The organism is Pelovirga terrestris (genome assembly GCF_014773365.1).
Classification (GTDB): domain Bacteria; phylum Desulfobacterota; class Desulfuromonadia; order Desulfuromonadales; family Geopsychrobacteraceae; genus Pelovirga; species Pelovirga terrestris.
Map to the genome: position 1 here is coordinate 178,548 of NZ_JACWUN010000005.1, position 13,832 is coordinate 192,379.

The window sequence follows — 13,832 nt, forward strand, 5'->3', positions numbered from 1 at the left end:
GACGGTTAAACCGACCAGTTTTCTTCATCAAGGGCACTGCCACGATAACATAAAACCGCATCCCCTTCCGTTGGCCAACGACCATTTTCCCGTTGTTGGCGAACAACATGACAACTGATGCGGATACTCTGGCCCTGCTCCAGTTGCAATAACTCGATCGGCACCGCCAACTCGAGGATCTTGTCGGAGGCCCCCCGACCACCGGGCACCTGTTTGCCGTCGATCAGCACCTTGACCTTATTGTCGGTAAAACTGAAACAGACATGAAAAATGCCGCTGCCGTTGAGGCGCAATTCAAAGTAACCGTCTTTACCGCACAGGCGCCTGAGCAGATCAGACTGATCGATACGAAAATAGAGATGCTCATTATCATAACCGTAATAAAGATGGTCCAGGCCTTCGCGGCCGCTGTACATGGCCCCGCCAACGGCGAGGTCGATACAGCCGGTTGCCAGCCACTCGAAATAATCACCGATGCGCCCGTCAATACTCGGAGTGAAACAGGCCGATGGTTCATAACCACCGGTGACGGTCCTCACGCCGGGCTTGATTCGCTGTTGCAGGCTCGCCGGCACCGGCAATCCTTTGAGGTGATACATCCCCTCCAGATGCAGACGAAATAAACGGTCAAAAATATCGGCCTGTAAACTGGAATGCTCATCGCCGAACCACCAGAACCAATCACTGCCTTCAGCCCGCAGGAGCTCCTGCACCAGATCGCTCAGCGGTTCCTGCGGGTTAGCCAGGGCATCAGTCACCTCGGTGGTGATACAGTCGCGGCGCGCCTGATAGAGCAGCTGCCAGGCGACGTTATCCTCGGGGTGGCCGATCCAGGTGGTAAAATCTGAGCGGATCCAGGATCCGGCGGCCAGCCGCGTTAAGGGCTCCGGCCTGCTCTGCTCCAAAGCCTCGCCAACTGTGTTCATAACAAACTGGTCGTCCTGGTCAAGCATCTGGTAAAGATCGCGCAAAAAGGGGTAACCATTGTCGGCATAGCGCTCCCAGCAGTTTTCACCATCAAGGATGATAGCCACCGTTCCACCTGGAGCCATCCGGGCAATCTGGCGCAGGCGCTGCTGGATATCTGCTACCGCTTCAGACGCCTTCCAGGTGGCGTAAAGAAAGCCGACCCGATCAGACAATTCGCGATCGCGGAAGATCAGGGGCAACCCCTCATACTCATAAAATCGGTACAGCCGACCGCGATCACGCAGACCACCATCCAGGCTGCGCGCCAGGATGTCCTCATCGGTCGCCGCCCACAAAGCCCCCTCTTCCTGCATCAGCAGCGCTGCTTCATGGCTAACGCCCCCTTCTGCCGGCCACATGCCACGGCGGCGCTTGCCAAAAAAACGCTCTGCGGTACGCAATCCTTCGCGTACCTGCAAGCGCGCATCCTCCGGATAGCGAAAATCAGCGGCCGGCAACGGCAATCCCGGCGACGGCTCCCACGCGCTTTGCAGATTACATAACAGGGGCAGAATCGGATGAGCATAGGGGGTTATGGTAATTTCAATCAGGCCGTCCGCTTCCAGCTCCCGGTGAAAATCGATGATGCGGGCGATCTCCTCATGGCACACCAGCAGCAGCTGGTGCTTCTGCTCTTCATGATAGAGCCCGCCACGCTCAAGCAAGGCACTGACCAGGGATGAGCGTTGGCGCAGATGATAACCGGTCCAGGCCAGCAGAAAACAGACCTGCAGATCGAGGATATCCTGAGGGCTGAAGCTCTCGGCCCGTGGCTCAAGGGTCCCCCGCTGCAGATAGAGTTGGTGATAACGGCGGTTGGGCAGGATCTGGGTCTCGATGTTAACGGAAAAAAATTGTTCAACCACGAATTGCCGCTCTGCATCCGATAGTTTGTCAGCCGGCCGGGCGATCAATTCGAGCCAACGGTCCTGATCCTTGCCGCCGGCATAACGTTCAAGTTGCTCCAGCAAAGAGGGAACCAGATTAACCGTCACCCTGGCCTTGGTTTGAGCCACGGTTTCAAGCATTTCGCCATAATCTTTTAAGCCATGCAGCCAGGTCCAGGGAAGCAGGGTCTGACCACCGACCGGATCACGGTAGTCAGGTTGATGCATATGCCAGAGAATACAGACTTTCAGTTGTGCCGGGGAGGCAGTAGAAACATCAGGAGAAGCCATGTCAGTCCTTTTGCAACCAGAGGTTGGCGCATGAAGCGGTGAAGAGATTCTGCGCAGGCAACGAAGAATCAGTCCATTAAAGCCACGACATGTTGTTAGATCATGTTGCTAGATAACCATCAGGCAAGCTTGATACGCGCATCCGATCAAGGGTGCCGTTGTGCAGTGTAACAATTTTTTCCCGGGGATGTCACTTAATCCCCGCATATTTATTCTGCCTTGATTGCCTAATTAACACCTTGCCCAGATGTAACGAGGCTGGCATAGTTGCATCATGCGCAAAGAGAAAATGCTCCTCTACTCAACCTATCTTAAACATCGCTTCGGGGGGCGGGTTCACAAGATTTCCGTTGATGCCGGCTTTGGCTGTCCTAACCGCGCCAACGGGCGCGATGGTCACGGATGCATCTTTTGTGACAGCTCCGGCTCAGCGGCGGTGGGCATTGCCCGTCAGGTCAGCATTAGGCAGCAACTGGAGCAGGCCAAGGCACTGATGCAGCGTAAATACCGAGCCAAATGGTTTATTGCCTACTTCCAACCCTACTCCAACACCTTTGCCCCCCTCGCGCAACTGCGGCGCTGTTATGATCAGGCCCTGAAGGTCGACAAAGTGGTCGGTCTGGCCGTCGGGACGCGACCCGACTGCGTAGACGATGGGGTGCTGGACCTGCTGGCCGAATATCATCGGCGCACCTATTTGTGGCTCGAGCTGGGTCTGCAGAGCAGCCACGACCGGACCCTTGCCTATCTGGGTCGTGGTCACGATTATGCCTGTTTCCTCGATGCCTATCAGCGTGCCAAAACGCGCGGTCTGCGTGTCTGCGTTCACCTGATTATCGGTCTGCCCGGTGAAAGCCGTGACGACATCCTGCAGACTGCGCGGGAAATGGCCGGACTCGGGGTTGACGGCATCAAACTGCACCTGCTCCACGTTTTACGTGGCACCCCCTTGGGCGACAGGTATCTGGCCGGTGAGATCAACACCCTGGCAAGGGAGGAGTATGTCCAGCTGGCGGTCGATGTGATTGAGTGCCTGCCGCCCCACACCCTGATTCAGCGCCTGACCGGCGACGGCCCACGCGAACTGTTACTGGCGCCATTGTGGTCACTTAATAAATGGGAGGTGCTCAATGCGATTGGGGCGGAGCTTGAACGGCGGGGAACCCGCCAGGGGAGTCATTTCCCAGGTACAAAATCCCGTACCTGCGATTTGTAAAAAACAAGGACGCAGTCCCGTTCCGCAAAGGATGAAACCTTCAGGCCGGGTTGCTGTTGGTCGTTACCACTGTTGATCGGTCTGGTTCGGGGGTCGCCCCGCTCCAGGAAATCAATAGCAGTGAAGCCCAGAGTATGCTGATAATAACTATTGCCATTCGAAACATGGCGCGCAATCTAGCAGAAGCCTGTGCGAGAATCAACTGTTTTACTCACGATTCTCTTTTTATCCTCAAACCTTAAATCAACCTTCGGAAGCTTCACCGGCGACCACCCCCTTGACCCACAGGAGGTTCTCGGGTATCAGATAGGTCCACTATTTCACTGCGCAGGCATGCCACCATGTTCGATCTGAACCAACTCAATCCTCAGCAGCGTCAGGCCGTGACCCATGGCGCCGGGCCGTTGCTGCTACTCGCCGGCGCCGGCTCGGGCAAAACCCGGGTCATTACCTGCCGTATTGCCCACCTGGTGCAGCAAGGCACCAGCCCCGAGCAGATTCTGGCGGTGACCTTTACCAACAAGGCGGCGCGGGAGATGCGCGAACGGGTGCAGGAGATGACCGGCCGCAACGCCGTCAAGGGGATGACCATCTCCACCTTTCATTCCCTTGGTGTGCAGATTCTCAAAAGCCACATCGATCGCCTCGGTTTCAAGCGCAACTTCTCCATCTATGCCACCAGTGACCAGCTGCGCCTGGTCCGTGAATTGCTGCGCGAAGCCGGAGCGGACAGCAGCAACCGCGATGCTGAACAGATGATCTGGCGAATTTCAGCGGCCAAGAATCGCCTGATTGACGCCGGCCAGTATCAGCCCACCCTACGTGACCCCCTCTCACATCTGGTCGCCACTATCTACCCCCGCTATCAAAAAGCTCTAAAAGCCTACAATGCGGTTGATTTTGACGATCTGTTACTGTTGACCGTCCGCCTGCTCGAGGGTCAAAGCGAGCTTCTGGCGCACTACCAACAGCGCTTTGTCTACCAGATGGTCGACGAATATCAGGACACCAACCCGGTCCAGTACCAACTGCTCAAGCTGCTGGCCGGCGGCCACAAAAACCTCTGTGTTGTCGGTGATGATGATCAGTCTATCTACGCCTTTCGCGGTGCCGATATCAGCAATATCCTCGATTTTGAAAAAGACTTTCCCGGCACGCGGATCATCAAGCTGGAGCAGAACTATCGTTCCAGCGCCACCATTCTGGCGGCTGCCAACCAGCTGATTGCCAACAACCGCCAGCGCCGTCCCAAAACCCTGTGGACCAGCAGCCCGGCAGGGTACGCCATCGATTATCTGCGCTGTGAGGATAGTGAGGATGAAGCACGACAGGTGGTCGAACTGATCCATGCCGAGACCTTCCGACATCAGCGCAAGTTCAGCGACTTTGCCATTCTGTATCGCACCAACACCCAGTCGCGCGCCTTTGAGGAACAGCTGCGCTACGACAACATCCCCTATGTCCTGATTGGAGGGCAACAGTTTTTCGACCGCAAGGAGATCCGCGATCTGGTCGCCTACCTGCGCACTATCCTCAACCCTGCCGATGAAGTGAATCTGCTGCGCATCATCAACTACCCCAAGCGCGGAATCGGGGAAAACAGCATCGATCAGATCATCCGTCGATCGGCCGAACAGAACGCCGGCATCTGGCAGCTTTTACAGCAACCGGAACAGTTTGACGGCATAGGGCAAAAGACCCTGACCGCCATTGCAGAGTTTGTCGCGCTGATTAAAAGCTATCAGAGCACGTTCAAAAATCCTCTGCGCCTGCTCGACACCCTGCGCCAGCTGCTGAACGAGCTCAAGCTGGCTGATGAAATCTACCGTCAGGAAAAAGATCCCCAAACCGCCCAGCGCCGGATTGAAAACCAGAACGAAATCCTCAACTCCCTCGGCGCTTATATTGAACGCAACGAACGTCCCAGTCTTGCCGGCTTTGTCGATGCTATTTCCCTGCTCGATGCTGATCCCGCCGGCAAGGACGACAAGGAGAAGTTGCTGTCCGGCAACACGGTGACGCTGATGAGTCTGCACTCAAGCAAGGGGCTGGAGTTTCCGGTGGTTTTTCTGGCAGGAATGGAGGAGGGCTTTTTGCCGCACAAAAAGTCCCTGGATGTCACCTGTGATATCGACGAAGAACGGCGACTCTGCTATGTTGGTATTACCCGCGCCGAGCAACGGCTGGTCCTGCTGGGCGCCCGTCAACGCCGCAAACATGGCAAGCTGGAACTACGTGAACCAAGCCGCTTTCTGGCGGAGCTACCGCAACAACTGCTGGCGACCCGTCAGGCCGGGGTTCCCGCCGACGACGGGGAAGAACAGCAGGAAAAAAGCGCCAATCAGTTTTTTCAGCAGATGCAGCAACTGCTGGGGTAAGCTGGGCGCTACGCAATATCACCTTGTTATCAGGAGTCGTTGATTATGGCCACAGTTGACGTCAGTTTTCCCGGCGGCGTTCAGGTCGCCGCCCGTATCGGTTCCTTCGCTATTCTCACCGACCAACCGCCGGAGGATGGCGGCAGCCATGCCGCGCCCTCCCCTTACGACCTCTTTTTGAGCTCGGTGGCGACCTGCGCCGGTTTTTATGCCTTGCGCTTCTGCCGGCAGCGTCAGCTCCCGACCGAAGGGCTGGCCATTGCGCTGGATATCGAGCGCCACCCCGACACCCGGCGGCTGGAAACCATCAGGATGACACTGAGCCTGCCCACCGATTTTCCGGAAAAGTACCAGCAGGCCATCCTGCGCAGCGTTGATCAGTGTTCGGTAAAAAAGGCGCTGAGTGATCCACCCGAGATTGAGCTTATTCTAGCCTGATTTGTAAGCGGGCTGAACAATGTTTTTTGGTTTTCTGTTTGACTCTTTGACTCCGGTAAAGCAGAAAAGAGGAAGTAGATTCTGCGACTGCGCGCAGAATGACTGCAGCGTTTAATTGCATCAATGTCATCCTGCGCGCAGTCGCAGGATCCAGATTATTAGCGGGCAGTATCAATCTCGATCCTATAAACAACGTTGTTCAGATCTGATTGAGCAGCTTCAGCTCCTTGGGATGCGGATTCAGATAATACTGCTGACGCAGATAAGCCTGATCATACTTGCGGACAAAGTGATTGAGCAGGGTTAAAGGCACGATCAAGGGCACCAGCCCCTGGCGGTAATGTTCCATCAGTTCGAGCACTTCCTGTTTTTCATCGGCCGCAAGCCGGCGCTTGAAATAGCCGAGGATATGCTGCATGACATTGACCTGTTTCTTCACCGTGGTTTTCAGGCGCAGGGCGGCCACCAGTTCCGCCAGATAGTTCTCACGCAGCTCCGTCAAGGAAAAATCTTTCCCAGCCGCTACCAGCTTGCCCATCTGCCGGTAATGCTGCGGGCTGTGGGCCATGATCAACAGTTTATGACGGGTATGAAACTCCACCAGCCGCCCAAGGCCAAAGCCCGCAGCCAGCAACTGGCGCCAGCGCTTGAGGACAAAAATGGCGGTGATAAAATTCTCCCGCAGGCGCGGATCATTCAGGCGACCATCTTCTTCAACCGGCAGCAGGGGAAAGTGCTCCATGAAATGCCGGGCAAACACCCCGACCCCGACCTTTTTCGGCACCCCGTTACGATCATAAAGCTTAACCCGCTCCATGCCGCTGCTGGGTGACTTTGCCTTGAAGACAAAACCGTCAAGCTGTTCTTTTTCCAATTGTCTGACACGCTCGCGCGCCCACCCCTCCATCCGCTCGGTGATATCCTCGCCGCTGCGTGAAAACACCAGACGCACCTGCTGCTCAGCGTTCTCTACCAGCCGCAAGGTGTCGCGCGGAATCGGCAACCCAACCTCAACCTCAGGACAGACCGGCACATACTCGACATAGTCGCCCAGCACATCGCGCAGGAACCGGTCAAGCTGGTGACCGCCATCGTAACGTACCTGGGCTCCCAACAGACAGGAACTGATACCGAGTCGAATCTTATCATTTTTATCATCCATGCTATACTCTCCTCGCTGGGCAGATTATTATTTGGCCATATTTGTTCTGCACCGGATCGGGGTTCCTATGGCAAGGGACGCGATTGTTTCCCGTTGGGTCATCCCTGACCGCTTGTTGTCGCCGTCCATGGCGACAAACACCCTTGCCACAGAAACCCCGACCCTGCGCAAGGACAGTGGTGAATAGTTTACATTTGCCCCATACTAGCAGAAAACAGTGCTCAAACAATCCTGGATATCTTCATCAGGAAAGATCAGAGTGCCATTAACCAGGTTTTTTTGATGCGGCAACCAGTCTCATCACCCACTGGCCGCAGGAGATACCCATGAATAGTCATCCTGAAAACAATCTGATCCTGGTCACCGGCGGCAGCGGTTACATTGGCGGTCGTCTGATTCCGCGCCTGCTTGATGCCGGCTACCGGGTCAGAGCCCTGGCGCGCACCCCGAAAAAACTCGCTGGACGGCCCTGGGGAAACCATGCGAATCTGGAAATTATCAAAGGGGACGTACTTGATCCTGACAGCCTGACCGCAGCAGCGGCTCACTGCCGGGCGGCCTACTACCTGGTTCACTCCATGCTCCCAGGGGTCCACGATTTTGCCAACACCGACAGGATTGCGGCAGAGAACATGGCCCATGCGGCAAGCCATGCCGGATTGGAGCAGATCATCTACTTAAGCGGACTGGGTGAAGACCATGCCAACCTGAGCCACCATCTGCAGTCACGTACCGAAGTCGGCGATTACCTGCGTCAGGGGAAGGTGCCGGTCACCATTCTGCGGGCAGCGATGATCATCGGTTCCGGCAGTGCCTCGTTTGAGATCCTCCGTTATCTGGTCGATCGCCTGCCGGTCATGGTCACGCCACGCTGGGTCAGCACCCCCTGTCAGCCGATCGGCGTGCGCAACGTCCTCTACTATCTGATTGGCTGCCTTGAACAACCACAGACCCTTGGTCGAACCTTCGACATCGGTCAGCCGCAGGTAACGAATTATCGCGAATTGATGGAAACCTATGCCGAAGAAGCGGGTCTACGTAAACGATTAATCATCCCGATCCCCCTGTTGACCCCCCGCTTGAGCTCCTACTGGATTCACCTGGTCACTCCGGTTCCCGCCACCATCGCCCGCCCCCTGGCAGAAGGGCTCAGCAATCCGGTGGTGTGCACCGAAAACAGCATCACCGAGCTGCTACCCCAGGAACTCTTTGATGCGCGCAAGGCGATCCGGCTGGCTCTCGACCGCATTCGCCAGCAACAGGTGGAAACCACCTGGAGCGACTCCGGCAACCTGCACCCGGCTGAGTGGAGCAGCGCCGGTGATCCAAGCTGGTCGGGGGGGAGCGCCTTTGAAGATTCCCGCGAACTGGTGCTTGACGCATCAGCCGAAGAAATCTGGCCGGCCGTCACCTCGATTGGCGGCGACGTCGGCTACTACTATGCGAACTGGCTGTGGCAACTGCGCGGACTGATCGACCGCCTTGGCGGCGGCGTCGGTTTACAGCGGGGTCGGCGCAGCGCCGCCGCTCTTTACCCGGGTGATGTCATCGATTTCTGGCGGGTTCTGGCGATCAAGCCGCAACAGCAGTTGCTGCTGATTGCTGAAATGAAACTGCCGGGCAAAGGCACTCTGTCCTTCCGATTAATAGAGCAGGACCAGGGCACGACCACCCTGCAGCAAACGGCCCGCTTTTTGCCCCGCGGACTGTTGGGTCTGCTCTACTGGTATCTGATCACCCCTTTTCATTTTTTTGTCTTCAACGGCATGATTCGCGGCATTGCCGCTGCGACCCAAAAACCGATCAAGTCCGGACCACGCAAGATAAAGGTTCCCGGCAGCGCTGAGAGGACCTGACGCCTGTCCCATCAACAACTGATAACTTGCTACTTTTACTGACAAAAACATGTTAGGGCAGCAAACAAAGAGTACCCCATCGAAAAAAATCGTGTTAGAGTGCGGATCCTGATAAAATCGTAACCATGCAGCTGCTGTCCTTCGCGCAGGGTCGGGGATTCTGTGGCGAGGGTGACTGTCGTCATGGACGGCGACACCAAGAGGTCAGGGATGACCCAACGGGAAACAATCGCGTCCCTTTCCATAGAATTCAAAGGCCCGGTGCTGAGGAGATAGATAAAATCACCGGAAGGAAACCTGGATGAAGCCACGCTTAACCGATGTACTGGAACTGGAACTGGAGCAGTCCAGACAACGGGTCAGTCAACTTGAGCAGCAGCTGCTTGCCCTCAACAGCACTGACCAAGCCATTCCCCCGACCGCCCAGCTCGACAATGAACTGCGCCCATTATTCGATAGCAGTGAAGATCTGATCATATTTGTTGATCTTGAAGGAAGCATCGTTTTCGCCAATCAGGCCACCGTTGTGCTGCTCAAAGCGGCCGAGGGTCTCCACGTCCATGCTGGACTCGACGTTATCAAACTCTTCCCGGCGGACCAGATCGATTTTATCAGCCATAGTTTCAGGCTGGTGAAGCGAGGGAAAACGCTGCGGACAAATTATACCGGTGCCAACCAACGCGAATATGCCGCCATTATCCAACCGGTGCGCGATGAGCAGTCAATTGTCGGGATAGCCATCTTTGCCCGCGACATCACCAAGGCTCATGAAATGCAGCAAAGGTTGCGTCGCTACGAGCAGATCGTCGCCTCCAGCCCCAACCTGATTGCCCTTGTTGATTGCAACCATCAGTTACAGCTGGTCAATGATGCATTTCTTCAGGCTTTCAATAAAAAACGCCAATTCATCATCGGTAGCCACATCAATCAACTGGAAGCCACCGACAGCTACAGCGAACTGACGCTGCCGGCATTAGAGCAGGCCTTTCTCGGCCGACATATCCAGCTAGAACGCTGGATTGACACCCCGGGAATCGGCCGACGCTTTTTCAGTATCTCCTACCGCCCTCTGCGCAGCCAGGATCTGCAACCGAAATTTGTTGTCATGACCGCCAGAGATATGACCGATCTCAAACGCGCCGAAACTGATCGTCAAAGGGTTTTTGAACTGTCCCTGGATATGCTCAGCATCAGCACCATGGAAGGGCAGTTTATCGAAACCAATCCAGCGTGGAAACGCATCCTTGGATGGTCAAAAGAAGAACTGCGGAACAAGGCCTGGCTGGAGCTGGTGGTTACAGAAGATCTCGACAGCAGCACCGATGTCGCCGCCCGACTGAATCGAGGGGAAATCGTTGTCGGTTTTGAAAACCGCTGCCGCTGTAAGGATGGAAGTGTTAAATGGTTGGCCTGGAGCTCTTATCCCGACCCGGAGAAAAAACGGATTTTCTCGACGGTTCGCGACACCACGGCACGTAAACGGATGGAGGAGGAGCTACTGCAGCTGGCAACGACCGACCCGCTGACCGGAGCCAGCAATCGTCGCTACTTTATCGACTGCGCTACCAGCGAGCTGGCACGGGTCAGGCGCTATGGCTCACACATGGCGGTACTGATGCTTGATATCGATTATTTCAAGGAGGTGAACGATACCTACGGCCACAGTGTCGGCGATGAGGCGCTCAAGCGGCTGGTCGATTGCTGTCATCAGGAACTGCGTGAGACCGACATCTTTGGGCGCTATGGCGGTGAGGAGTTTGCAGCAGTACTGGTAAATACCGACAAGGCAGGCGCTCTAAACATCTGCAAACGGCTTTTGCTAAAGATTGCGCAACTCAAAATCCGCGCCGGCAGCGCAACCGTCAAGATCACCGTCAGCCTCGGCATGACCATGCATCAGGCCGATGACAGCGGCATCGACGCGTTGCTTAAACGTGCTGACGATGCCCTGTACCAGGCCAAAAATCAGGGGCGCAACCAGCTCGTGCTGAGCTGATAACACCCCGCCAGTCTGCGTTTAAATATACTTTCCGTCTTCGCCAACCTTTCTCGCCGCCACCGCCTGCAGCCTCCAGATATCCTCATTGTACTGGTGCATCGTCCGATCGGTAGAAAACTTACCGGAAGCCGCACTGTTCAAAATACTCATCCGCGTCCAGCCCTGCTGATCACGATAAGCCCGTGACACCTCTTCCTGGGCAATCCGGTAACTGTCAAAATCAGCGGCGACCATCCACAGATCGTCAGGATTGACAATCGCCCGAATAATCGGATCGAAAATCCCCGGCTCAAATTGATTAAAATGAGCGCTCTGCAGCAATTGCATCACCTGCCCCAGATGTTTATCCGCTGCGATAATAGCGGCAGGATCATAATGCCGACGGCGCTCTTCGACCTCCTCGGCCGAGAGCCCGAACAAAAAGAAGTTGTCGGCACCGACCTCTTCACGCATCTCGATATTGGCGCCGTCCAGGGTACCGATGGTCAGGGCACCGTTCATCATGAATTTCATGTTGCCGGTGCCTGAGGCCTCCTTGCCGGCGGTGGAGATCTGCTCGGACAGATCGGTACCGGCACAGATAATCTCCATAGCCGAGACATTGTAGTTGGGCAGAAAAACCAGCTTGAGCAGATCGCCAACCTGGGGATCGTGATTGATGACTGTAGCAACATTGTTCACCAGCTTGATAATCAGCTTGGCCATGGCGTAACCGGGAGCCGCCTTGCCACCGATCAGAATGGCACGTGGCACCCAATCGGCGATATCACCCTGCTTGATCCGCTGGTAGAGATGAATCACATGCAGGATGTTAAGCAGTTGGCGTTTGTACTCATGAATACGCTTGACCTGAACATCGAACAGGCTGTCAAGGGGGAAGGCGACCCCGCACTTATCTGCGACAAAATCGGCCAGCAGCTCCTTATTGGCGTTTTTGACCTGCTGCCACTGCTGCTGGAACGCGCGGTCAGCGGCAAGGGGTTCCAACTGCTTGAGCTGAGCAAGGTCGGTCGTCCAGCCACTGCCGATCCGACTGCTGATCAATTCTGCCAGCAGCGGGTTGGCATAGGCCAGCCAGCGCCGCTGGGTCACGCCGTTGGTCTTGTTATTGAATTTTTCCGGCCACATCTCGTAAAAGTCACGGAACAGGCCCTGCTGCAGCAAGCGCGAGTGGAGCGCCGCCACCCCGTTAACCGAAAAGCTGCCAACGATACCCAGGTACGCCATGCGGACCTGCGGCACCGGCCCCTCCTCGATCAACGACATGCGCCGTTGACGCTCCAGATCCCCCGGCCAGCGCAGGGCAACCTCTTTTAAGAAACGGGCATTGATTTCATAGATAATTTCCAGTAACCGCGGCAACAGGTGCTGGAACATGCGTACCGACCACTTTTCCAGGGCCTCGGGCAGCAAGGTGTGGTTGGTGTAGGCCATAGTGGCCTGAACGATCTCCCAGGCCTCATCCCAGGTCAGATGGTGGACATCAAGCAACAGGCGCATCAATTCCGGCACCGCACAACAGGGATGGGTATCGTTAAGCTGAAAACAATTCAGTTCGGCAAAGCGGCTGAAATCCTTCCCCTTGATGGTGGTCCAACGGTCGATAACATCCTGCAGACTGGCCGACGCGAGAAAATATTGCTGTCCCAGACGCAGATTCTTACCGTTTTCACTGGCATCGTTGGGGTACAGCACCATGGTGATTTTTTCCGCTTCGTTCTTTGCCGCCACTGAACCGGCATAATCACCAGCGTTAAACTCACCCAGATCGAACTCTTCGGTGGCCTCGGCGCGCCACAGCCGGAGGGTATTGACGGTACCGTTGTTAAAACCGGGGATCGGTACGTCGTAGGGAATGGCCTGCACATCCTGGGTATCAACCCAACGCGCCCGTCGCCGGCCGTTATCGTCATAATAGTGTTCGCTGTGCCCGCCAAACTTGATGCGCTGGCGGTACTCCCGCCGCTCCACCTCCCAGCGGTTCGTCATCGCCAGCCAGTGATCCGGCTCTTCGACCTGATAGCCATTGTTGATGTTCTGCCGAAACATGCCGTACTCATAGCGGATACCGTAGCCCATGACCGGCAGTTGCAGGGTTGCACAACTATCAAGAAAACAAGCAGCCAGACGCCCGAGGCCACCGTTACCCAGGCCGGCATCCGGTTCGGCATCAACCATGTCTTCGTAGCGCAGACAGAGGTTGTTCAGGGCTTTTTCAATTTCCTCATCCAGGCCGAGATTGAGCACCGCGTTGCCCAGGGTACGCCCCATCAGAAATTCCAGTGACAGGTAATAGCAGCGCCGCGCGTCGGCGTCCTCGTAAGCCTGGCGGGTATTCTTCCAGCGCTCCATCAAACGATCGCGGATGGTCAGGGCCAGGGCTTCGTAAGCGTAATAGAGCAAACGACAATGCTGATCGCGCCCAAGATTGTTGGTGTAGTAATGTCGAATATCCATTTCCAGGGAGGCGGCATCCATCCCCAGAGGCGGAACATCAGTGAGTTGTGGACAAGCCAGATCTTTCATTGCGTAGCGTTTCAAATTCATCAAAGACAATCTCCTTAGGATGTTGCTATAGCGGGGCGACCGCCGATATTCTTAGTGCCTTATATCTGTTCAGCACCGGGTCGGGAGTC

At 55.8% G+C, this 13,832-nt stretch carries 9 protein-coding genes; 6 read left to right on the forward strand and 3 right to left on the reverse strand.

The window, feature by feature from the left end; translation table 11 throughout:
• Positions 1–5 precede the first annotated feature (5 nt).
• Entirely contained in the window at positions 6–2,147 is a 2,142-nt protein-coding gene (locus tag ICT70_RS06275; RefSeq protein ID WP_191154549.1) for a glycoside hydrolase family 57 protein, read from the reverse strand.
• 274 nt (positions 2,148–2,421) lie between these two features.
• On the opposite strand from ICT70_RS06275, the gene mnmL reads away from it, so the two are divergent.
• From mnmL to ICT70_RS06290, 3 genes are all read left to right on the forward strand, one after another.
• Positions 2,422–3,363 carry a tRNA modification radical SAM protein MnmL/YtqA gene (gene mnmL, locus ICT70_RS06280; protein ID WP_191154551.1) on the forward strand — a complete coding sequence of 314 codons (942 nt, stop codon included), beginning with the start codon at positions 2,422–2,424 and terminating at the stop codon, positions 3,361–3,363.
• A 341-nt stretch (positions 3,364–3,704) separates the two neighbouring features.
• Complete coding sequence (locus tag ICT70_RS06285; RefSeq protein ID WP_191154553.1) at positions 3,705–5,741, forward strand: ATP-dependent helicase; 2,037 nt, start codon at positions 3,705–3,707, stop codon at positions 5,739–5,741.
• Between the two features lie 45 nt (positions 5,742–5,786).
• Positions 5,787–6,179 carry an OsmC family protein gene (locus tag ICT70_RS06290; RefSeq protein ID WP_191154555.1) on the forward strand — a complete coding sequence of 131 codons (393 nt, stop codon included), beginning with the start codon at positions 5,787–5,789 and terminating at the stop codon, positions 6,177–6,179.
• 199 nt (positions 6,180–6,378) lie between these two features.
• On the opposite strand, the gene ICT70_RS06295 is transcribed toward ICT70_RS06290, so the two are convergent.
• Positions 6,379–7,341, reverse strand: a complete 963-nt coding sequence (locus ICT70_RS06295) for a YbgA family protein (RefSeq protein WP_191154557.1) — start codon at positions 7,339–7,341, stop codon at positions 6,379–6,381.
• Positions 7,342–7,372: 31 nt separating this feature from the next.
• Here ICT70_RS06295 and ICT70_RS06300 point away from each other — a divergent pair, with 31 nt between their 5' ends.
• From ICT70_RS06300 to ICT70_RS06310, 3 genes are all read left to right on the forward strand, one after another.
• On the forward strand, positions 7,373–7,528 hold the full coding sequence (locus ICT70_RS06300; RefSeq protein ID WP_191154559.1) for a hypothetical protein: 156 nt from the start codon (positions 7,373–7,375) through the stop codon (positions 7,526–7,528).
• A 139-nt stretch (positions 7,529–7,667) separates the two neighbouring features.
• Positions 7,668–9,197, forward strand: coding sequence for an SDR family oxidoreductase (locus ICT70_RS06305; protein WP_191154561.1), 1,530 nt, complete (start codon positions 7,668–7,670; stop codon positions 9,195–9,197).
• 301 nt (positions 9,198–9,498) lie between these two features.
• Positions 9,499–11,193 carry a diguanylate cyclase gene (locus ICT70_RS06310; RefSeq protein WP_191154569.1) on the forward strand — a complete coding sequence of 565 codons (1,695 nt, stop codon included), beginning with the start codon at positions 9,499–9,501 and terminating at the stop codon, positions 11,191–11,193.
• Positions 11,194–11,214: 21 nt separating this feature from the next.
• On the opposite strand, the gene ICT70_RS06315 is transcribed toward ICT70_RS06310, so the two are convergent.
• On the reverse strand, positions 11,215–13,743 hold the full coding sequence (locus ICT70_RS06315) for a glycogen/starch/alpha-glucan phosphorylase (protein ID WP_191154639.1): 2,529 nt from the start codon (positions 13,741–13,743) through the stop codon (positions 11,215–11,217).
• Positions 13,744–13,832 lie beyond the last annotated feature (89 nt).

Excerpts from the sequence above, each read along its gene's own strand:
- ICT70_RS06275 (WP_191154549.1), bottom strand. The coding sequence starts at position 2,147 with ATGGCTTCTCCTGATGTTTCTACTGCCTCCCCGGCACAACTGAAAGTC.
- mnmL (WP_191154551.1), top strand. The coding sequence starts at position 2,422 with ATGCGCAAAGAGAAAATGCTCCTCTACTCAACCTATCTTAAACATCGC.
- ICT70_RS06285 (WP_191154553.1), top strand. The coding sequence starts at position 3,705 with ATGTTCGATCTGAACCAACTCAATCCTCAGCAGCGTCAGGCCGTGACC.
- ICT70_RS06290 (WP_191154555.1), top strand. The coding sequence starts at position 5,787 with ATGGCCACAGTTGACGTCAGTTTTCCCGGCGGCGTTCAGGTCGCCGCC.
- ICT70_RS06295 (WP_191154557.1), bottom strand. The coding sequence starts at position 7,341 with ATGGATGATAAAAATGATAAGATTCGACTCGGTATCAGTTCCTGTCTG.
- ICT70_RS06305 (WP_191154561.1), top strand. The coding sequence starts at position 7,668 with ATGAATAGTCATCCTGAAAACAATCTGATCCTGGTCACCGGCGGCAGC.
- ICT70_RS06310 (WP_191154569.1), top strand. The coding sequence starts at position 9,499 with ATGAAGCCACGCTTAACCGATGTACTGGAACTGGAACTGGAGCAGTCC.
- ICT70_RS06315 (WP_191154639.1), bottom strand. The coding sequence starts at position 13,743 with ATGAATTTGAAACGCTACGCAATGAAAGATCTGGCTTGTCCACAACTC.